Source organism: Neiella marina (assembly GCF_002165625.1).
GTDB classification, from domain to species: Bacteria; Pseudomonadota; Gammaproteobacteria; order Enterobacterales; family Neiellaceae; genus Neiella; species Neiella marina.
Window position 1 is genome coordinate 204,946 of sequence record NZ_NGNS01000001.1, and the last position, 20,200, is coordinate 225,145.

At 50.5% G+C, this 20,200-nt stretch carries 19 protein-coding genes; 9 read left to right on the forward strand and 10 right to left on the reverse strand.

The genetic code is table 11. The features are described 5' to 3' along the window. Window positions 1-57 precede the first annotated feature (57 nt). Window positions 58-756, forward strand: coding sequence for an aquaporin Z (gene aqpZ / locus CBE68_RS00945; RefSeq protein ID WP_087504190.1), 699 nt, complete (start codon window positions 58-60; stop codon window positions 754-756). On the opposite strand, the gene recQ is transcribed toward aqpZ, so the two are convergent. Continuing rightward, the gene (gene recQ / locus CBE68_RS00950; protein WP_087504191.1) at window positions 753-2,582 is read right to left on the reverse strand and encodes a DNA helicase RecQ; all 1,830 of its coding nucleotides are present in this window, start codon (window positions 2,580-2,582) and stop codon (window positions 753-755) included. The two genes, aqpZ and recQ, sit on opposite strands and share 4 nt — an antisense overlap. Before the next feature lie 172 nt (window positions 2,583-2,754). On the opposite strand from recQ, the gene CBE68_RS00955 reads away from it, so the two are divergent. Further along, window positions 2,755-3,642, forward strand: coding sequence for a fructosamine kinase family protein (locus tag CBE68_RS00955; RefSeq protein ID WP_087504192.1), 888 nt, complete (start codon window positions 2,755-2,757; stop codon window positions 3,640-3,642). Window positions 3,643-3,679: 37 nt separating this feature from the next. Here the strand turns inward: CBE68_RS00955 and CBE68_RS00960 are convergent, their stop codons facing one another. From CBE68_RS00960 to CBE68_RS00975, 4 genes are all read right to left on the reverse strand, one after another. Then, window positions 3,680-4,489: an ion transporter gene (locus CBE68_RS00960; RefSeq protein WP_087504193.1), complete on the reverse strand. Its 810-nt coding sequence runs from the start codon at window positions 4,487-4,489 to the stop codon at window positions 3,680-3,682. A gap of 97 nt (window positions 4,490-4,586) precedes the next feature. After that, entirely contained in the window at window positions 4,587-5,558 is a 972-nt protein-coding gene (locus tag CBE68_RS00965) for a GGDEF domain-containing protein (protein WP_087504194.1), read from the reverse strand. Window positions 5,559-5,647: 89 nt separating this feature from the next. Further along, complete coding sequence (locus CBE68_RS00970; protein WP_229744594.1) at window positions 5,648-6,541, reverse strand: LysR family transcriptional regulator; 894 nt, start codon at window positions 6,539-6,541, stop codon at window positions 5,648-5,650. Then, window positions 6,538-7,263 (reverse strand): lipoprotein intramolecular transacylase Lit, encoded by a 726-nt coding sequence (locus CBE68_RS00975; RefSeq protein ID WP_143824445.1) that lies wholly within the window; start codon window positions 7,261-7,263, stop codon window positions 6,538-6,540. Before CBE68_RS00975 ends, CBE68_RS00970 begins: the two co-directional genes overlap by 4 nt. 117 nt (window positions 7,264-7,380) lie before the next feature. On the opposite strand from CBE68_RS00975, the gene CBE68_RS00980 reads away from it, so the two are divergent. From CBE68_RS00980 to CBE68_RS01010, 7 genes are all read left to right on the forward strand, one after another. Further along, a complete protein-coding gene (locus CBE68_RS00980; RefSeq protein ID WP_087504196.1) occupies window positions 7,381-7,986 on the forward strand; it encodes an FMN-dependent NADH-azoreductase in 606 nt (201 codons plus the stop codon). A 14-nt stretch (window positions 7,987-8,000) separates the two neighbouring features. Next, window positions 8,001-8,864: a pirin family protein gene (locus CBE68_RS00985; RefSeq protein WP_087504197.1), complete on the forward strand. Its 864-nt coding sequence runs from the start codon at window positions 8,001-8,003 to the stop codon at window positions 8,862-8,864. Between the two features lie 115 nt (window positions 8,865-8,979). Then, complete coding sequence (locus tag CBE68_RS00990) at window positions 8,980-9,444, forward strand: thioesterase family protein (protein WP_087504198.1); 465 nt, start codon at window positions 8,980-8,982, stop codon at window positions 9,442-9,444. Window positions 9,445-9,535: 91 nt separating this feature from the next. After that, window positions 9,536-10,432, forward strand: a complete 897-nt coding sequence (rarD, locus tag CBE68_RS00995) for an EamA family transporter RarD (protein WP_308477803.1) — start codon at window positions 9,536-9,538, stop codon at window positions 10,430-10,432. 25 nt (window positions 10,433-10,457) lie between these two features. Beyond that, window positions 10,458-10,898, forward strand: coding sequence for a DUF805 domain-containing protein (locus CBE68_RS01000; protein WP_158100456.1), 441 nt, complete (start codon window positions 10,458-10,460; stop codon window positions 10,896-10,898). Between the two features lie 222 nt (window positions 10,899-11,120). Continuing rightward, window positions 11,121-12,794, forward strand: coding sequence for a methyl-accepting chemotaxis protein (locus CBE68_RS01005; RefSeq protein WP_087504201.1), 1,674 nt, complete (start codon window positions 11,121-11,123; stop codon window positions 12,792-12,794). 262 nt (window positions 12,795-13,056) lie between these two features. After that, window positions 13,057-14,730, forward strand: coding sequence for a methyl-accepting chemotaxis protein (locus CBE68_RS01010; protein WP_087504202.1), 1,674 nt, complete (start codon window positions 13,057-13,059; stop codon window positions 14,728-14,730). Window positions 14,731-14,732: 2 nt separating this feature from the next. Here the strand turns inward: CBE68_RS01010 and uvrD are convergent, their stop codons facing one another. The 5 genes from uvrD to dapF all read right to left on the reverse strand — a co-directional run bounded on the left by uvrD (window position 14,733) and on the right by dapF (window position 20,171). Then, window positions 14,733-16,898: a DNA helicase II gene (gene uvrD, locus CBE68_RS01015; protein ID WP_087504203.1), complete on the reverse strand. Its 2,166-nt coding sequence runs from the start codon at window positions 16,896-16,898 to the stop codon at window positions 14,733-14,735. Window positions 16,899-16,976: 78 nt separating this feature from the next. After that, on the reverse strand, window positions 16,977-17,705 hold the full coding sequence (locus CBE68_RS01020; protein ID WP_087504204.1) for an HAD-IA family hydrolase: 729 nt from the start codon (window positions 17,703-17,705) through the stop codon (window positions 16,977-16,979). A gap of 15 nt (window positions 17,706-17,720) precedes the next feature. After that, entirely contained in the window at window positions 17,721-18,644 is a 924-nt protein-coding gene (gene xerC / locus CBE68_RS01025) for a tyrosine recombinase XerC (RefSeq protein WP_087504205.1), read from the reverse strand. Beyond that, window positions 18,637-19,344, reverse strand: coding sequence for a DUF484 family protein (locus CBE68_RS01030; protein ID WP_087504206.1), 708 nt, complete (start codon window positions 19,342-19,344; stop codon window positions 18,637-18,639). The genes xerC and CBE68_RS01030 overlap by 8 nt, the downstream gene beginning before the upstream one ends. Further along, window positions 19,341-20,171, reverse strand: a complete 831-nt coding sequence (gene dapF / locus CBE68_RS01035) for a diaminopimelate epimerase (RefSeq protein ID WP_087504207.1) — start codon at window positions 20,169-20,171, stop codon at window positions 19,341-19,343. Before dapF ends, CBE68_RS01030 begins: the two co-directional genes overlap by 4 nt. Window positions 20,172-20,200 lie beyond the last annotated feature (29 nt).

The following is a 20,200-nucleotide window of genomic DNA, read 5'->3' on the forward strand; positions in this document are numbered from 1 at the left end:
GCGACGAAATACTTCTTTTTTCTATCCTCATACTCCAGCTTATAAAAGGACTTCGTTATGCCATTGTCAAAAAAGCTACTCGCTGAATTCTTTGGTACGTTTTGGTTGGTACTAGGCGGCTGTGGAAGTGCCGTTCTGGCTGCTGGTTTTCCCGATGTTGGTATCGGTCTGTTGGGCGTTAGTTTAGCCTTCGGCTTGACGGTGCTGACCATGGCCTATGCCATCGGCCATATCTCCGGCTGCCATTTGAACCCTGCAGTATCGGTAGGCCTGTGGCTGGGCGGACGATTCTCTGCTGCAGAACTTGGCCCTTACATCATTGCTCAAGTCATTGGCGGGGTTGCCGGTGGTGCGGTGCTTTATGTCATCGCCTCCGGTTCTGCCGACTTCTCTGTTGCTGGCGGCTTTGCCTCGAATGGCTTTGGCGCTCATTCACCCGGTGGCTATGGCATGACAGCAGCAATTGTCTGTGAGGTGGTGATGACCATGATGTTTCTTTTTGTCATCATGGGAGCGACCGACAAACGCGCACCGGCTGGCTTTGCGCCGATTGCCATTGGCTTATGTTTGACCCTTATCCACTTGATCAGTATTCCGGTCACCAATACCTCAGTGAACCCAGCTCGCAGCACCGGCGTTGCCCTATTTGTCGGAGATTGGGCTATCGCGCAACTATGGCTATTTTGGTTGATGCCGATTATCGGTGGCGGGCTTGGCGGCTTGACCTACAAGTTTGTCGCTAGCAGCGACGATTAACGCTCCAGCAAGTAGGCGCAAATGGCGGTGAGAAACTCATCGCCATATTTGGCTAGTTTAGTCCGCCCCACCCCAGAAATCGCCAGAAACTGACTATCGTTGGTTGGCTTTTGTTCGGCCATTTCCACCAGCGAGGCATCAGAGAACACCACATATGGCGGCACTTCATCGCGATCAGCAAGCGTCTTCCTAACCCCTCGTAAGCGCTGGAATAACGGTCGATCGTCATCGTTCAATCCAAGTTGCAATGAACGCTTGTCCTTAACCCGAAGTCTCGGCACTGCCAACTGAAGTCCCTGCTCGGCTCTTAAAATAGGTCTGGCGGCCTCAGTCAGCATCAGTGCACCATGGCGCGTGACGTCCTGCCGCAACAAGCCCAAATGGACCAATTGCCGGATCACCGATAGCCATTGCTCATGATTGTGCTGCATACCAATACCGTGAGTACTGATTTCGTGGTGGCCCAAACGACGAACTTTTTCGTTATCGGAGCCTCGCAGCACATCGGCAATGTGATGGGCGGTATGACTTTGCTCGGTGCGATAGACACAACTAAGCGCCATCTGCGCATCATTCAAGCCATCGTAAAGCTTAGGCGGATTGAGGCAAACATCGCAGTTACCACAGGCTTGCTGAGCAGGCTCGTCAAAGTAATTGAGCAGCACTTGGCGGCGACAGGTTTGAGCCTCACAAAAAGCGCCAATGGCATCAAGTTTGTGTTGCTCCACTTGACGCTGATCTGGGTTTTCGATATTGGCAATAAAACCGACAATACGCTGTCGATCGGCCGGGTCATAAAGCATCAACGCTTCTGACGGCAAACCATCTCGACCTGCTCGGCCAGTTTCCTGGTAATAGGACTCGATATTCTTTGGCATGTCATAGTGAACCACAAAGCGCACATTAGACTTGTTGATGCCCATGCCAAATGCCACTGTCGCCACCACAATTTCGACCTCATCACGCAAGAATTGCTCCTGCACTCGATGACGGACCTCCGGCTCAAGTCCAGCATGGTAAACCGCACTGTTGATCTTATGATTGGCTAGGCGCTCCGAGACTTGCTCGCAACGCGCTCGACTACCGCAGTAAATAATGCCACTTTGGCCCCGCCGCTCGTTCAAGTAATCGACGAGCTGTTTTAGTGGCCGATACTTATCTTCCAAGGTGTAGCGAATATTGGGTCGGTCAAAGCTGCCAACGTGAAGTAACGCCTGATTGAGTTGAAGACGCTCAACGATATCTTGTTGCGTCGCGGCGTCGGCGGTGGCGGTCAGCGCCATCACAGGTAAATTGGGATAGCGCTGTTTGAGCTGCCCGAGAGCAGCGTAATCGGGCCTGAAGTCGTGTCCCCATTGTGAGATACAGTGGGCTTCATCGACAGCGACAAAGGCCAGTGGCAACTCTGCTAACCGCTCAAGAAAGCGATCGCGAACAATTCGCTCTGGCGAGACATACAGTAAATCTAGCTCACCGTGATGCGCGTCATTCAAGGTTTGAATTTGTTGTTCACGCGGAATATCGCCATACAGAGCAGCGGCGCGAATGCCCATGTTTTGCATCGAGTCGACTTGATCTTTCATCAATGAGATGAGCGGTGAAACCACCAGTACTAAGCGCTTTTTCACTAGCGCCGGCAACTGGTAACACAATGATTTACCGGCGCCTGTTGGCATGATCACCAACGCATCCTGACCGTTGCAAATAGCGCAGATGACATCTTGCTGACCAGGGCGAAATTCGCCATAGCCGAAGACACTTTGCAAAGTTCGCTGCAATTGTGGCAGTAAGTCAGGAGCAGGGCTTGAAATAGGATCAGCGAGCATGATTTCCAAAGCAGGCGAGGTGTAAGCACAGAATAATCGAACTGGCTATTGTACCGGTTGCAGATCAACCAGCAATGGCAAATCAGGTAATATCGAGATTGGCAGTGATAACCAGCTGTTTCTCTGAATATTTATATGGTCGATCAATTTCTATAACAACGGATAACAGGGTATGCAATGGCATCACATTGAACAGCAGTTAAAGCTAGCTCTTGGCTCCAGTTTACAAATCACTGCTACTCAAGCGCTAAGCGGTGGCGACATCAATCAGGCTTTTCGGTTGCGGACCAACCTAGGAGACTTGTTTATCAAGTTGAATGATGCTGGGCGCTTGGATATGTTCGAGCAAGAGGCCTTGGGCTTGGCCGCTATGGCAGCGACCAATACCATTCGCACGCCCAACGTTATTGTCACCAGTTGCACCCAGCAGCATGCGTTTTTGGTGCTCCAGTACCATGAGGCCACAAACCCGGAGTCATCAGACTGGCAATTAGCAGCAGAGCAACTAGCCGCAATGCATTGCACCCCAACAGACTCAATAGTCGCGAACGACCGGTTTGGCTTTAATGCCGACAACTACATCGGCAGCACCCCACAGCTCAACTCAACAAGCAAGTGTTGGAGCCAATTTTTCTCGCAACAGCGCATCGGCTACCAACTGTCGTTACTTGAGGGGCGAATGAGGTTACCAGTCACTCATGCAGAGCTGTGTCGATTAATCGAATCCATTGTCAACACCCTACCAGCCAAACCTTCGCTGCTCCATGGCGATCTGTGGCGTGGCAATATGATGTTCGACAAGTACGGTCCACTGCTAATTGACCCTGCTTGCTATGTTGGTGATGGGGAAGCAGATATTGCTATGACCGAGCTGTTTGGTGGTTTTCCAAGGCCGTTCTATCAAGCTTACCGGAGCATCAGGCCAGCATCCGAACCAATCAGCCTCCGGCATCAAATCTATAACCTCTACCACCTGCTCAATCACGCCAACTTATTTGGCGGGCATTACGTTGATCAAGCAGAAAAATCTATTGTGAGCCTAATGACAAACGGCAGCTAAAAAGCTGCCGTTTCACGCGCTTCATCATCCCAAGTGACTACGAGCGCCGCTGTTGCTCTGCCAATTGCGCTTTTAGCGCCAACAGCTCGCGATGCACATCGACAATGGTTGGTTCGCCAGCATGCTCAGCAGCATCTGCTTCCTTATTTTCTTGTTCGATAACATTGACCACGATACCGATCACCATGTTTAAGAAGGCAAATGCGGTTAGGCAAATAAACGACAAGAAATACATCCAACTCCAGCCATGAACTGTCATGGTTTCGTACATCACATCAGTCCAATCCTCGAACGTCATCACTCGGAACAAGGTCAGCAAGGAGATCGCAATATCACCCCATAATTCGCTGTTAATTGAAGCAAACACAGTAGTGCCAACCGCCGCATAGATATAGAAGATGACAAACATCATCAGCAACACATACCCCAGTTGCGGCAAGGCTTTGAGCAACGAGTTAATCAGCATTCTCAGCTCGGGGATGATGGACACCATACGCAACACTCGGAACACCCGTACCAAGCGAGCAATCAACGCCATATCGTTGTTGCCAACCGGTATCAGTGACAAAGTCACCACAAAGGTATCGAATAAGTTCCAACCGTTTTTGAAGAAATCTCGCTTTCTTGGCTCACCAATGAACCTAATGGTAATTTCGATCAGGAAAAAAACAGTAACGCCCCAATCGAGAACCGATAAGCCAGTGTGAAGCCAGTTGGGTATATCGAAGGTTTTCACTCCGATCATTAGGGCAGAAAAGATAATTACGGCGATAACGAGCAGCTCGAACAGCTTGTTTTTCCGCAGCCGATCAAACTTGCTTTGAATGGAGTCGAAGTGAGTAGTCATTTTTGCTTTAGCAATTACGTCGTAACAATGGCGCGATTGTACAAAGCCTTTGCTATTGCTGACTAGCCCGAAAAATCAGCGGTTAAATAACTAATGGTTAAATAAAGAGTTGTTGGATGGAATGCTTGTTGTGGTACATCAACTCATCGCCGGCGGCAAGAAGCGCATCAACTGAGGGATGCTTCAGTGGGTCGTATTGCACGGCACCGCAGCTGAACTCAATATCGTAACCACGTTCACTCTCTGCATTATATGCTTTGATCGCATCGGCAAACTTTTTCAGTACCGCCATTGCCACTTGTCGCCGGGTGTTGGTGAACAACACGACAAATTCATCACCGCCGATACGAGCAAACAAATCCGACTCACGAAAATTCTCACGCATTGCTTCAGCAAAACACTGCAAAGCCCGATCGCCTTCGGCATGACCAAATGTATCGTTAATTTCTTTGAAGTGATCTAAATCGAAAAACACCAGCGTTGCGGGGATATGCTCACGGGCAAACATCTTCATGCTGTGTTGAGCCAAGGTTGCGAAGCCTCGGCGATTACTTATGCCAGTCAGTTCATCGGTGGTCGCCAGCTGAAAAGCCGACAATTCACGCTCGACCATGGACGCCAAGTCGACCAATGTTTCCATTTCTTCGGTACAAAAATCTCGCGGCGCAGTGTCAATGATACACAGCGTACCCAATCGACCGCCGGACACCGAACGCAATGGACAACCGGCATAGAAGCGAATACCGGGCTCACCAGTCACCAGAGGATTATCAAAAAATCGTTCATCCTTGAGTGCATCCGGAACCAGCAAGACTTTAGAATCTAAAATCGCATGGCCACAAAACGATACATCTCGGGAAGTTTCTGAGGCATCGAGACCAACGCAAGACTTAAACCACTGACGATCATCATCAACTAATGACACCACGGCGATAGGCACATCAAACACCCGCTTTGCCATTCGGGTTACTCGATCAAATCGTTCTTCATTGGGAGTATCAAGCACATCCAAAGAGCGCAGCTCAACTAACCTAGCGGCTTCGTTATCTGGCCTATCGGGTTTCTTCACATGATTCTCCAACTTATATTTCGGCAGAAATCTAAGTATAGAAATTACAGATTGCTTTAAGAGATCAATAAATCAATCTGTGAGCCGGATTACGAAGCGCCAACAAAACAGTCGTCAATGGCATTGGCAAGTGCTATCACCGCGGGATTAGCTCGGTCTTGCAAGGCCAGCACTCGATTGACGATTAATGACTTCTTAGCATCAAACGCTAATGGCACTTCGATAAGCTCACCGCTTTGCAACTCCCGATGAATGTGTGATGTGGGAACGAAGATAAAACCCAGCCCTTGCTTGACGATATCTATCGCCGTACCGAAATAGGTCACGGTCCAGCGCTGCTCCGCTTGCAGCCAGCCTGCATCGACTGGTCGCCGGACGCCTGAATCTCGGATCACCAACTGGCGATACTGGCGCAGATCGTCAGAACTTACCAAATGGTCGACTGTAGCCAATGGGTGTTGGGGGCTAACCGCACAAATCATCGAGCTGGTGGCCACCGGCTTGCCGAGAAATCCTGGTAATACCCGGACCGCATACACTAAGTCCGCTTGTCGTTCGAGCAACGCATCATCCGTTGCCGACAGGGTCGTTTCTAAGATTCGAATTCGGGTCTCTGGGTGGGCTTTGGAAAACTTGGCAATGCCAGCGACGACGGGTGCCATGTCAACTACCGCATCAACCGCAATAGTCACTTCAGCCTGCCAGCCAGATGCGAGGTAGCCAGCATGTTGCTCCAACGCTTGTGCCTGCGCCAGCAAATTGCTCGCATGGCGATAGAGAACTTGGCCGGCTTCGGTCAACACCGCTTTGCGACCTTGCTGGGTCAGCGCTGGCGTCGGTAGTTGCTGCTCCATCTTACTGATGATGTAGCTAACTGCGGATTGGCTTTTGTTGAGCTTTTCGGCCGCCTTGGCAAAAGAGCCACAATCAATCACAGCTTGAAAGGTCGCCCATTGCTCGAGTGAAATGCGTGGCATTGTCATAGTGGTACCATCCGACTTTGTCGTCGCTGAAGTCCAACCAACACAGCAACAAACGTTAACAAAGCAAAACCACCTATTTGCAGTGCCCAAATAGCAAATAGATCCGGGGCTTTGAGTAAGGTCGTCATGAGTGACTCATAGTATTCAAAGTACCATTGATGTTGGACCGGAAAAGCACGTTGATGAAACTCGGTATAGAGTGCATCAAAACCAACCACCAGATAGCTCACAACAAAAGCCAACCCAGCAGCTAGACCGATGCCTCGTTGCATTAGAACACTTGGCAGCCGTAATCGCGATCGCCAATAAAGAAACAATAGAATGAAGGTGACAGGCGTGCTTAGCCACCAAAGCACATTGAAGTCTCGCAGCAACAAGTGGACATCTCGCAAGTGCGTGACTTCACTATCGGTCAGCAATGGCTTACTACCGCTGTTGGTGGTGTATCGAATCTCGGCAAGCTGATCGGGCTGGTCATGCACGGCATCATTGATCTGCTCAAACAGGGCAAGATGTTGATGCTTTACCGTGAGGTGAAAATCTTTGCGCTTCATCTTGTTGAGCGGCGCATAGCGCTTGATATGGGCGTCGATGGCAATGACCTCATACCAAAACGGGTAGCCGAACTGAACTAACTTGTTGACTTGGTAACTGACGCCACAAGTGACAATCAAAAGTGACAGACACATCACCAGCCAAACAAATGTCCTAACAATAGTCACCCAACATAATCCATCAATAATTTCGATTAATTTGAGCAAATATTAGCATCATTCAATCGACTTAATAGCTCTATTATCAAATTGTCAGTTCGCCAACCATGATTTCAGGAGCTCAACATGAACAACGTACTTCGTATCGATTCCAGTGTATTTGCCGAAGCAGGCGTCAGCAGCCAACTTGCCAATCAGATGCAGCAGAAATTGTTGTCTACCTATCCGGCGATCAATGTCGTCGAGCGGTCGTTTGCAGCGGCCCCGATTCGTCACGTCGATGGCGCCCACATTACAGCATTGATGACTCCAGAAGCTGACCGCAATGAGCAGCAGCACGAGGCTGTGGCCTATAGTGATCAGTTAATCGCTGAAGTTCGCGATGCCGATGCCATTATCCTGACCGCACCAATGTACAACTTCCAAGTACCGTCGATGCTAAAAGCCTGGTTCGATCATCTCGCACGGGCCGGTGATACCTTTAAATACACAGAAAATGGCCCTGTTGGATTGCTAACCGACAAGCCTGTGTATGTCATCACCACTCGAGGTGGAGTGCACCGCGATCAACCCACCGATACCATTGAGAGCTTCGTCAAAACCATGCTGAGCTTTATTGGTCTTAATCAGGTCACCATGATTTTTGCCGAAGGTCTAAACATGGGTGATGACAGTCGCAGCAATGCTATTAGTAGCGCTGAACAACAAATCGCCGCATTGGCTGTCGGCTGAGCGAGGAGACCATCATGACAGATAGAAAAGTAGTCGAAGTGATTAAAGCTCGGGCCACCAGTGATGGTAACGGCGTCAACCTGTTACGAGTGTTTGGCGGGATCAGAACCGACCGCTTTGACCCCTTCTTGATGCTTGATGATTTCGGATCGGATAACCCAGATGATTACATTGCCGGATTTCCGCCCCATCCGCATCGCGGGTTTCGCACCGTCACCTACATGCTGCAGGGGCACTTTGAACACCGAGATCATTTGGGCAATATCGGCGGTATACGTGACGGCGGAGCCCAATGGATGACCGCAGGTCGAGGCGTAATTCATTCTGAAATGCCGAAACAAACCGACGGCAAGCTACGTGGCTTCCAGCTGTGGTTAAATCTGCCCAGCAAAGACAAAATGATGGCGCCTGACTATCACAATGTAGAGGCAGAGGATATCGCCATCACCCGCATTGACGGCATCGAGGTGCGGACCATTGCCGGTCAGGGCCAAATCAATGGTCAGCACGTCAGCAGTAACAAAGAAATTGCCGATACTAAGCCACAAATTTGGTACCTCAGTAACCCAACAGATGACAGTAAGGTACTAACCGTTGCTCAAGATTGTGGTCGCAACGCCATGATTTACATCGCCGAAGGGAACATCGCAGTGGCGGCTTCTAATTGGCGAGGTTCAGCAGGGTCCCTGTTACGCTTTGGCCAACAAGGCGATCTGCGCTTTGAAATGGCAGCGGGCAGCGAACTGCTGTTGCTTAGCGGAGCCCCAATCAATGAGCCAATCGTGCAATATGGCCCGTTTGTGATGACTAGCCAAGCAGAAATCGATCAGGCCATTGCTGACTATCAGGCCGGTACGCTGACCGCGCCAGCGGCTTAATATGGGTCAATCATAATCGCAGCTCAACTCACAGTTTTATCGGGATCGACTGGACACAACTGGTCGGTCCACTATTCTCGTTCGATATCAATGGGTATCGCAGGACAACTTCACCATGGAACTAATCAACCCCGCCGACCATCTCGACAAAGTGGCTGAGTTGTTTGATCAGGGCATGGCCTTTGACAAAGTCATTGGCCTCAAAGTCGAGCAGTATGACCCGACCGGAGCAAAGCTAACATTTGTCGCCAAACCCGAACTTATTGGCAACCCGATACACAAAATTCTCCATGGTGGCGTTATTGCAACTGCACTCGACGTCGCTGGCGCAGCAGTCACATTTGCCGCCGCGCTGGCTCGGATGCCAGCAATGCCAGAGCAGCAGCTGAACGAAAAACTAGCGCGAATGAGTACCATTGATTTGCGTGTCGATTACCTACGTCCGGGCTGGGGCAAGCAATTCACCGTGACCTCTCACATTATTCGAACCGGCACCAAAGTCGCAGTAGCACGAATGGAGCTGCACAATGAGCAAGATACTCATATCGCTTTTGGTACAGGTACCTACATGGTGGGCTGACTATTCGTAGCGCTTGGCGCCTTGATTTCAATTGCGATCAGCTTTAGCGCCGAGTTAAACTCGCGCGGCAATCATTAGCGGAAGCAGCATCGTGCAATCAGTCGCGCGCCAAGGGGCAATATTTGCCGTTTTGGCTTACACCATGTGGGGCATCGCGCCCATTTACTTTAAGTCTTTACAAAGCATTCCCGCCCTCGAGATGGTCAGCCACCGGGTAGTTTGGTCATTTTTGTTGTTGCTGGCAGTGCTGTCTTGGTATGTCGGTTGGCAAGCCATCAAGCAGCTACTCAAGGAGCCGAAGAAACTTGCTCTGCTCGGCTTGAGTTCGGCACTCATTGCCGTCAACTGGGGAGTTTTCATTTGGGCGGTCAATAATGACCGAATGCTTGATGCATCACTCGGTTATTACATCAACCCTCTGGTTAATGTCGCTTTGGGCATGGTATTTCTGCAAGAACGTTTGGCTCGTTTACTGTGGGTTGCGATGGCGCTAGCCGCCATCGGCGTGATGATTCAAGTAGTCACCTTTGGCTCTGTTCCTTGGGTTGCACTGGTGCTGGCAGTCAGCTTTGGCTTTTATGGTTTGCTGCGTAAACGCGTTCATATCGACGGCGTCTCTGGGTTGTGGGTCGAAACGGCGTTAATAGCTCCTATCGCCTTGTGGTATCTGGTGAGTGCCAGCAGTACTGGCCTACCGATGGCCGACCACCCACTCATGACTAATATGCTGCTAATTGCGGCCGGTGTCGTCACGACCGCCCCTTTACTTTGCTTCATTGCCGCTGCCAAACGATTACCGCTGTCGCATTTGGGATTTTTTCAATATATTGGCCCCAGCTTGATGTTTATACTAGCCACCACCATGTATGGCGAAGCCATTACCATCGACAAACTAATCACCTTCGCCTTTATTTGGGGCGCACTAGTTGTCTTTAGTTGGCATGGGATACGCACAAGCCGGACAACTCGCGTCAATCGGCAACGCTAGACACAAACTGGGTAACAAGAAATCGATGAACTACTTTAACTGGCTGGTGTTTTCATTCCGCGGCCGAATCAATCGCAAAACATTTTGGCTTTGCCAACTGGCCATGCTGGCAGTGAGCACCCTGCTTCTAGTGACCTTCGGCAGCGAGGTGCTCGAACGCTTCACTCGCAATCCAGAAGATCAAGCAGCATTGGACGCCGTCATGAGCTTCGGTTGGAAGATAAACCTAGTGTTGCTGTGGCCCAAGCTGGCAATTGATATTAAACGTTTCCAAGATCGCGACCGTCCTTGGTATTGGGTAATGATTCAATTCATTCCGCTGATTGGCCCCATTTGGTATCTGATTGAAGCCGGATTTATGCCCGGCACAGCGGGTCCAAATCGTTATGGACCCGGCAACGGCAACAACAATAATCAAAACCCGCCATCGAACTCGAATGACAATAGCGGTCACTTCGAAGCCTAAATAACGGACCGGATGTCCTCATCCGGTCGGACCTCTCATTGCCGCATGGTGTGCGTCAAATCAAATTAATCGCTGATCGCACAGTCATTTCGTTTACCTTTCATATAGTCCTCAAAAACCACTGCTAGACTGGGAACAGTTGTGTTGCGCTTATGTTAAAGCGCTGCATTGTTATGTAGTTAGGTCGCTTTATTCAGCTACCTAAGCATCCCTGAGGTTATTATGTCGGTTCGCATCAAAGTCATTCTGCTGGCCACCATTCCTGCGCTATTGGTGTTTGTTATAGCGACTTTGCTGACAATTTATGAATTGAAAGCAGTGGCGGAAAAAGAGCTAGAAACCACCCGTGTTACTCTGGAGCAAGCCGAAAAACTGAAACTCAAATCCTTAGTTGAGGCCAGTGTTAGCAGCCTCGATGATATTCTGCAAAACAATGGGTTGAGCAAAGAGCAGAAACAACAACAAGCCTATCAGCGCTTTTCATCCGTTAAATTTGGTGCTGACGGTTACATCTTTGGCTACACCCCCTCTGGTACTCGGGTTTTGCTTGGTGCGAGCAGCAAAGGTCTTAACGATAACTTTCTCCAACTGAAAGATGCCAACGGTGTCACTTTCATTCAGCAGATCGTTCGCGAAGCACAAAGTGGCGGTGGTTACACCTATTACAGCTTCCCCAAACCGGGGCAATCACAAGCAGAACCAAAGCTAAGCTATTCGCTGTTAATTCCTCAGTTGGACTGGGTAGTTGGCGTTGGCATTTACATCGATCACATTGAACGCGAAATTGCCAAGGCCCGAGCACAGGCTGATGCCTCGGTTGTTCAAGCCGTCTGGTGGTTTATTGGCATTGCGGTGGTGTCACTGGCGTTGATTTCGCTGCTTGCTTCCTTGTTTGCCAACAAAATGATGGGGCGTATCGTCAACGTGCAACACAGCTTGCATGAAATATCTCAAGGCGATGGCGATCTGACCCAACGCTTGGTGATTCAAAACGATGATGAGATTGGCAAGTTGGCGCAATCGTTTAATGAGTTTGTCGATAAGATTCACCAAACCATTGCGGCCATTTTCGGCGTCGTCAATGAGCTTGCTGATACAGCACAAAAAATGGCGGCTTCGGCTTCAGGCACTCACGATTCAGTGCAGGCCCAGCGCACCGAAACCGACATGGTGGCAACCTCAATGAATGAAATGAGCGCATCGGCGGTTGAGGTTGCCCGAAGTGCAGAAGAGGCAGCCCAGGCCGCGAACAAGGCCAGCAATGATGGCGCTCAAGCCCACGGTGTGGTGAGTCAAACCTCGAACACCATCGACCGTTTGGCGCAAGAAATCGATCAAAGCGCCAATGCTTTGGAATCACTCGGGAATGACGTCAATTCGATTGTCTCAATACTTGATGTGATTCGAGGAATTGCCGAGCAAACCAATTTGCTGGCTCTCAATGCTGCCATTGAGGCGGCTCGCGCTGGCGAACAAGGGCGCGGATTTGCGGTGGTTGCCGATGAAGTGCGATCGTTGGCTAGCCGCACGCAAGAAAGTACCGAAGAAATTCAGTCGATGATTGAGCGGCTACAGCAGGGCTCAAACGATGCCATTGAAGCCATGACTCAAAGTCGCGACAGTGGTCAACAAGCGGTAGAGAACGCAACCAAAGCCCAAACTTCACTTGACGAAGTGGCCCATGCCATCAGTCTGATTAGCGCGATGAACGAACAAATCGCTAGCGCTTCTGAACAACAAACCAGTGTCAGTGAATCGATCAATCTCAGTATCACACGAATTTCCGATTCGGCTGGCGAAACAGAAAACCACGCTGCAGCGACAACAGAAATGAGCGACAACTTAGCTCGTTTGAGTGAGCGTCTTGGCCAGCTGCTGGCGCAATTCAAAGTTTAGCCGCCAACTGACTGGCGCCACAGTAGTGAATCACACGGACACATCAAACCAGCGCGCCTTCGCGCTATTAGTTTTTGACCAACACCTCAATTGAGAATCATTTAGGCCCTGTTCATTGGGCCTAGTTGGTGGAACCAACTATGTTAATAACACAACCAACTGCAAAAAATTCTTAACACAAGTAGCTAGGAATCGCAGATCTTGTCGCGAATGGAGGGAGCCACTAACTCGCACGTTAAGCATCAATCAGAGGTCAGCTGCGATGACTGTGCGACTGAAGCTTGTTTTACTCGGCACCTTGCCGGCCCTACTCATTTTTCTGATTACCTCGGCACTGACCTATAACGACATGCGCGCCGTTGAGGAAGGCAACCTAGCGACATTTAGAAACACCCTAGAGCAAGCTGAAAAAAATCGCCTTGAGAACATGGTCGACGCCAGTGTCGATGTCATCCAGCACATCCTCAAAGACCCAGACCTAACTAACGTCGAGAAGGAGCAGCAAGTGTTTGAGCTGCTCTCGCCGATTTCCTACGGTGGCGATGGCTATATTTTTGCCTACACCTCCTCTGGCGTTCGCAAGATCAATGGCCAGAATACCAAGGGCCTTGGCAATAACTTCATTGACCTGAAAGACGCAGATGGTGTGCCGCTCATCGCCGAACTGATCGCACAAGCTCAGTCAGGTGGAGGATTCCTTTACTACAGCTTCCCAAAACCCGGAGCAAGCAAACCATTGCCTAAGCTAAGCTACGCCAAACTGGTCCCTGAACTTGATTGGATGATTGGAACTGGGGTTTATATCGATAGCATCGATCGTGCTATCGAGTCTGCCAGAGCAGAAGCCGATCAAACCGTAATGTCGGCACTACTTTGGTATCTCGTCATCGCCATTGGCGTGTTGTTGGTAGTGTTGTTTATCGGCTCTTACATGGCCAACTATGTCACTCGCCGGATCATCAACGTCCATCATAGTCTTGATGAAATTGCTCAAGGTGATGGCGATTTGACTCAGCGGCTAACCATAGTAAACGACGATGAGATTGGCGATTTAGGCAAGGCATTTAACCTCTTTGTCGACAAAGTACATCGCACCATAGAGGCAATCGTGGACGTTGTCGGCCAACTCTCAACCACCAGCGCAGAAATGGATCGCTCAGCAGCAGGGACACATGACTCAGTGCAAGCACAGCGCAGTGAAACCGACATGGTTGCGACATCAATGAACGAGATGAGTGCCTCTTCAGTTGAAGTAGCGCGGGCAGCCGAGGAAGCAGCTCATGCTGCCAATCAAGCCAATCAAGATGGCAACCAAGCGCGCGATATCGTCGAGCAGACGTCCCTCGCAATTGGCCAGTTGGCCAATGAAATAGATCAAAGTGCCAATGCATTGGAGTCGTTGGGCAATGATGTCAATTCGATTGTATCAATCCTTGATGTGATTCGAGGAATTGCCGAGCAAACCAATTTGCTGGCTCTCAATGCTGCCATTGAGGCGGCTCGAGCAGGAGAGCAGGGCCGCGGCTTCGCTGTGGTTGCCGATGAAGTCCGTTCATTGGCCAGTCGCACCCAGGAGAGTACGGAAGAAATTCAGTCGATGATCGAACGATTACAATCCGGCTCCAATGATGCTATTGCAGCGATGACTCGCAGCCGTGATGGCGGTCAACTGGCGGTCGAGCAAGCCATCAAAGCGCAACAGTCACTTGACCAAGTCGCTGAATCCATCAACTTAATCAGCTCCATGAACGAACAAATCGCCAGTGCATCTGAACAACAAACCAGCGTCAGTGAATCCATTAACTCAAGCATTACCCGTATCTCAGATGCCGCCGGTGAGACCGAAGGTTATGCATCGACCACCACAGCAATGAGTCGCAATTTAGCTGAGCTAAGCAATCGCTTGGCCCAGCTGATGGCGCAGTTCAAGGTGTAACACTAGATCGCTGACAGACGCGCATAAGCGATCACTAGCCACTTGCTGCCAACGTCATCAAAGTGGACCTGGATCCGAGTTTGCGGACCAGAGCCTTCGTAGTTAGTAACGGTGCCATCACCAAACTTCGGATGATTGACCCGCTGCCCCAAATAGAATCCGGCATCGTCAAAACGTTCCGCTTCTTGGTGAAAGCGATTGGCCATGGTTGGCTGACTCACTTGCGTCGTCAACTTGACCTGATTCACCAGCTGGGCCGGTATTTCACGTAAGAAGCGCGAGGGCCGATTAAAGCTTTCTTTACCATACAAACGACGACTTTCGGCATGGCAAATCACCAATTTTTGCATCGCTCGGGTCATACCCACATAGCAAAGTCGACGTTCCTCTTCGAGGCGCTCTGGATCTTCTCCAGATTGCATGCTCGGGAACATGCCTTCTTCCACACCAACCATGAAGACCAGTGGAAACTCCAAACCTTTGGCCGAGTGCAGCGTCATCAACTGCACCGCATCATCAAACTCATCGGCCTGGCCCTCCCCTGACTCCAACGCCGCATGACTTAAAAAGGCATCAAGCTCGGTCATTTCTTGCTCGTCTTCACTCGGCACAAATGCCTTTGCGGCACTCACCAGTTCTTCAAGGTTTTCTACTCGGGCCTGTCCTTTCTCGCCTTTTTCCGCCTGATACATTGCCAGTAGGCCGGAATGACGCATGGTGACATCTGTTTTTTCATGCAACGGCTTATCGGCCACCTGCTGATCAAGAAACTCAATGAGATCAACAAAGCGCGCCGCCGATGTTGCCGCCCGGCCTTTGAGGGTTTTCGCTTCTAACATCATCAACACCGAGTGCCACATGGAACAACCATGCTCACGGGCATTGAGGCGAATTTTCTCCAGCGAGGTGTCGCCAATACCCCGTGTCGGAGTATTCACCACCCGCTCAAAAGCAGCATCATCACGGCGATTACTCAGCAACCGCAAATAGCCCATGGCATCTTTGATTTCTTGTCGCTCGAAAAATCGCACACCACCATAAATCCGATACTTAACGCCCGCTTGGCCAATGGCCGATTCCAACACCCGCGACTGAGCATTGGAGCGATATAAGATTGCGCAATCTGTTAGCGCATTGCCTAACTGCTGCCACTGCTGGATTTGGCCAACGACATAACGCGCTTCATCGAGTTCGTTGTAAGCTTCATAGATGGCAATTGGCTCACCATCTTCACCATCGGTCCATAACTCTTTACCTAATCGATCCGAGTTATTGGCAATCACCGCATTGGCGGCCTTGAGAATAGTGCTGGTCGAGCGATAGTTTTGCTCTAGCCGGACCATCCGTGCGCCGGGGAATTCATCAAGAAACTTCTGAATGTTTTCGACCCGCGCTCCGCGCCAACCATAAATCGACTGATCGTCATCACCAACAATCATGACGTGGTTACTGTCACCTGCTAATAGCCGAATCCAAGCATATTGGATACGGTTGGTGTCCTGAAATTCATCGACCAAAATGTGGCGAAAGCGATCGCGATAGTGCCGCAGCAAGGCTGGATTTTTCAGAAACAACTCGTGAGCACGCAGCAACAACTCAGCAAAATCAACCAACCCAGCTCGGTCACAAGCCTGTTGATAGGCTTCATAAACCTGCAACCAGGTTTTGGTAGTCGGGTCGCCATGACTGTCGATGTGTTGAGGCCTCAGCCCTTCATCTTTGTTGCCATTGATAAACCAGCTGGCTTGCTTTGCAGGCCATTTTTTTTCATCAAGGCCAAGGGCTTTGATTAAGCGACGCAATAACCTCAGTTGATCATCACTATCGAGGATTTGAAAAGTTTGCGGTAACCCGGCTTCTTGAAAATGAGTACGCAACAGACGGTGAGCTAATGAGTGAAAGGTACCAATCCACATGCCATTGAGTTGGCCACGCAGCAAACTCTCGGTCCTGCCGCGCATCTCAGCAGCCGCTTTATTGGTAAAGGTCACCGCCATAATGGAGAACGGTGATGCCTGCTCAACGCGCATCAACCAAGCGATTCGGTGGACCAGTACTCGAGTTTTACCGGAGCCAGCACCCGCCAACACCAGTTGAGTGCACGCTGGGGCGCCAACCGCCTCGCGTTGAGCATCGTTCAAACCATCGAGTAATTCACTGACATCCACGCCTTGAGTACCTTTACTGTATCGAAAGCGGCAGTATAGCGGGTTTTAGTGGATGAATATACAGTACATGCGAATGGCCTAAGCCATCAGCACATCAACTAATTCGGCAAGTCGCGAATACTCTAAATGGGGTAATGCCAAGGCCCGCTGGCTCGGCGTCAACTGAGTCTGAGCGGGATTAAACCAGCCCGCATGCCAACCGGCACCAATAGCGCCGGCAACATCGGAGATCAAATGGTCGCCTAGGTGCAGCCCTTGATGAGGCTTGATTGCCAATTTGTGCTCTGCCAGCCGGAACAAGTCGACATGAGGTTTGGCCCGATATTGTCCTGCCAACGGGTAAAAAATGTGGTCAAACACCTTATCAAGACCGATTAAATGAGGTTGAGCATTGCCATTGGTAATGGCAACCAAGCGGTAACGGGTTTTCAATCGCTGCATCAATGCCACGATATCTTTTGCCACTTGGAATTGGTTGCGATGATGCAAAAACAGCTCAAAGCCTTGCTCTGCCAATCGCTTGCTGTCGGCGGCGGCAAAGCCCCGAGCGGCGAAAGCTTGTTGTAAAGCGGCGCGGCGCAAGGCCGTCATGTCGTCACCTAAATGGGCATGCTGCAACGCCACTTGGCGCCGGTACTTGGCCCAGTCGACGACCGACATAGCAGCAAAGTCTTGATGCAACTCAGTTAACCACGCCTGAAGCTCAGCCTCGGCTTTAACCATGTTCGGCGCGTTGTCATAAAGGGTATCGTCTAAGTCAAAACTAATTGCCAACGGCCGTTGCCAGCGTTTGTAAACCCGCATCATTATTCTCCTTACCAGCTATTTATTATCCGTTTTGTTGTTTGCTGCACGTTTCGCTCGCGGGTGAGCCTGATCGTAGACTTTGGCTAAATGCTGAAAATCCAAGTGAGTGTAAACTTGCGTCGTGGAAAGGTTGGCATGACCCAGTAACTCCTGTACCGCTCGCAAATCACCGCTACTCTCAAGCATATGAGTAGCAAACGAATGGCGTAGCTTGTGGGGGTGAACCTTGGCATTAATGCCCTGTTCGATACCAGCCTTAGCTAAGCGGCTTTGCACCGAGCGCTCGCTTATCCGCTGGCCTTGCTTGCTAACAAATAAAGCCGGCTGATCAGCCGGAGCAAAGTCATTGCGAAATTGCAACCAACGTTCAATGGCTTGAACAGCGGCTCGCCCCAATGGCGCCAAGCGCGTCTTACTCCCCTTACCGGTGACAGTCGCAACGCCGCTGTCAAAATCGATGTCGGTAAGGTCAAGTGCCGTCAACTCTGAGACCCTCAAACCACCGCCATAAAGCACTTCCATCATCGCCACATCGCGGGCACCAAGCGGATCGTCGGTCGACGCTTGCAGCAACTGATTGACTTGGTCAACATCGAAGTTTTTCGGTAGCGGACGATTAACTTTTGGCGTTGTCACGCCCTGAGTGGGATCGACACTCAGCCACTGCTGCCTAACGCCATAGAGAAAAAAACTGCGCAGCGTCGACATTTGTTGCGCCAAAGTCCGAGGTTTTTTGCCCTTTCGGTGCTGACCGGCCAGCCACTGTTCGACATGCCGATTAACGACATCAGTCATCAGAGCCAAGCGCTGCTGCTCGGCCCAATCACAGAACTGGCCTAGGGTACGGCTGTAACTATCCAAGGTGCGCGAGCTGTATTGGCGCTCCACCCGCAGGTGTTGCAAAAAATCATCACAGCTCTGGCGCAAGGATTTAGCCATGGCGACGTTCGCGCAATTGCTTCAGCACCGCGCTTAGCAAAAGCCGCAACTGATCAAGCAATAAGACATCAAGATTAGGATTAAAATGGCTGCTATCGGTGCTGCCAAAGGCCAACAATATGGACTCGTCTTCTAACGTCATTAATGCGGCCGATTCTACGGGCTGGTCATCAAACAATAGCGCCTTGTCCATTTCGTTGAGTCGACCAAAGTAATAGGGTTGATGGCTCAAGCGTCGGTCAGCCAGCGCTTTTAACGCTTCATGATCGACAGGCTTGCGCCGAGGTACCCAATCTTGCTGGCCCGACAACGGCCACATAGTAATGGCACTGAGCCCCAGCAGATCGGTCAGTATCTGCTGCACTTTTTGGTGAATCTCATTAATTGACTGGCAGGGCAGCAACGCCACATAGAGCTGACAAAAACTGTTGTAAATCGCCTCGTTATGTTTGGCGATGGCCATTAACTCAGTAATTTCTTCACGCAACAGGGTGTTTTGCTCACGCAACTTGTCGAGCTGCCGATCCACTAGCGAAATACTGCCGCGTTGGGTGTGAGTAAAGCGGACATTGGCAAGCCAGTCACTCTGGCGCTCAAAGAACTGCGGATCCGCTTCTAAGTAAGCTTTGACTTGTTGATCATCCAAGCCGATTTGGAGCGGTTCAGCTGCTGCTGAATCTGACGTGGCATCATGACTCATATGTTAATGGTTCCATCGTAAACATGCTTTGCCGGGCCGGTCATGCGCACCGGATGGCTGTCGCTGTCACAGCGGATCTGCAAGGTACCGCCCGGTAAGTCTACTTTCACTCGCTTATCCAACAAGCCAAATTTCTGACCAACAACAACCGCTGCGCAAGCACCAGTGCCACAGGCTAGTGTTTCTCCAACACCGCGCTCATACACTCGCAACCGCACGTGACCACGATTCATGACTTGCATAAAGCCAGCGTTGACCCCTTCGGGAAATCTCGAGTGCTGCTCAATCGCAGGTCCCAAGGTGTCGATATCTAAGTTTTTCAAGTTATCAACAATGGTCACGCAATGTGGGTTCCCCATCGAAACGGCACCCACTTTGAGCTGTTGGCCAGCCACATCTAGCATGTAGTGCTCGGCAAGCTCATCAGCTGCGAACGGCACGTCCTGAGGTTGCCAAATGGGCTTACCCATGTTGACCGATACCGTGCCGTCGCGCTCAACTTGCAGCAAAATATTGCCTTTGGCAGTACTGACGCCAATACGATGTTTGCTCGTTAAGCCTTTGATGCGAACAAACCGAGCGAAACAGCGGGCACCATTACCACATTGCTCCACTTCAGAGCCATCGGCATTAAAAATACGGTAGTGGAAATCCATATCAGGATCATATGGCGGCTCAACGACCAGCAACTGGTCGAAGCCAACCCCGAAATTACGATCGGCCAAGCGGCGGATCTGATCGGGCGACAGGTATTGGTTCTGGGTAACGTTGTCGATGACCATAAAATCGTTACCCAGACCATGCATTTTAGAAAACTCTAGCGGCATGAATGCAATATTCTAATTCAATCTATGGC

Excerpts from the sequence above, each read along its gene's own strand:
- aqpZ (WP_087504190.1), top strand. The coding sequence starts at position 58 with ATGCCATTGTCAAAAAAGCTACTCGCTGAATTCTTTGGTACGTTTTGG.
- recQ (WP_087504191.1), bottom strand. The coding sequence starts at position 2,582 with ATGCTCGCTGATCCTATTTCAAGCCCTGCTCCTGACTTACTGCCACAA.
- CBE68_RS00955 (WP_087504192.1), top strand. The coding sequence starts at position 2,755 with ATGCAATGGCATCACATTGAACAGCAGTTAAAGCTAGCTCTTGGCTCC.
- CBE68_RS00960 (WP_087504193.1), bottom strand. The coding sequence starts at position 4,489 with ATGACTACTCACTTCGACTCCATTCAAAGCAAGTTTGATCGGCTGCGG.
- CBE68_RS00970 (WP_229744594.1), bottom strand. The coding sequence starts at position 6,541 with ATGACAATGCCACGCATTTCACTCGAGCAATGGGCGACCTTTCAAGCT.
- CBE68_RS00980 (WP_087504196.1), top strand. The coding sequence starts at position 7,381 with ATGAACAACGTACTTCGTATCGATTCCAGTGTATTTGCCGAAGCAGGC.
- CBE68_RS00985 (WP_087504197.1), top strand. The coding sequence starts at position 8,001 with ATGACAGATAGAAAAGTAGTCGAAGTGATTAAAGCTCGGGCCACCAGT.
- CBE68_RS00990 (WP_087504198.1), top strand. The coding sequence starts at position 8,980 with ATGGAACTAATCAACCCCGCCGACCATCTCGACAAAGTGGCTGAGTTG.
- CBE68_RS01000 (WP_158100456.1), top strand. The coding sequence starts at position 10,458 with ATGAACTACTTTAACTGGCTGGTGTTTTCATTCCGCGGCCGAATCAAT.
- CBE68_RS01005 (WP_087504201.1), top strand. The coding sequence starts at position 11,121 with ATGTCGGTTCGCATCAAAGTCATTCTGCTGGCCACCATTCCTGCGCTA.
- CBE68_RS01010 (WP_087504202.1), top strand. The coding sequence starts at position 13,057 with ATGACTGTGCGACTGAAGCTTGTTTTACTCGGCACCTTGCCGGCCCTA.
- CBE68_RS01020 (WP_087504204.1), bottom strand. The coding sequence starts at position 17,705 with ATGATGCGGGTTTACAAACGCTGGCAACGGCCGTTGGCAATTAGTTTT.
- xerC (WP_087504205.1), bottom strand. The coding sequence starts at position 18,644 with ATGGCTAAATCCTTGCGCCAGAGCTGTGATGATTTTTTGCAACACCTG.
- CBE68_RS01030 (WP_087504206.1), bottom strand. The coding sequence starts at position 19,344 with ATGAGTCATGATGCCACGTCAGATTCAGCAGCAGCTGAACCGCTCCAA.
- dapF (WP_087504207.1), bottom strand. The coding sequence starts at position 20,171 with ATGCCGCTAGAGTTTTCTAAAATGCATGGTCTGGGTAACGATTTTATG.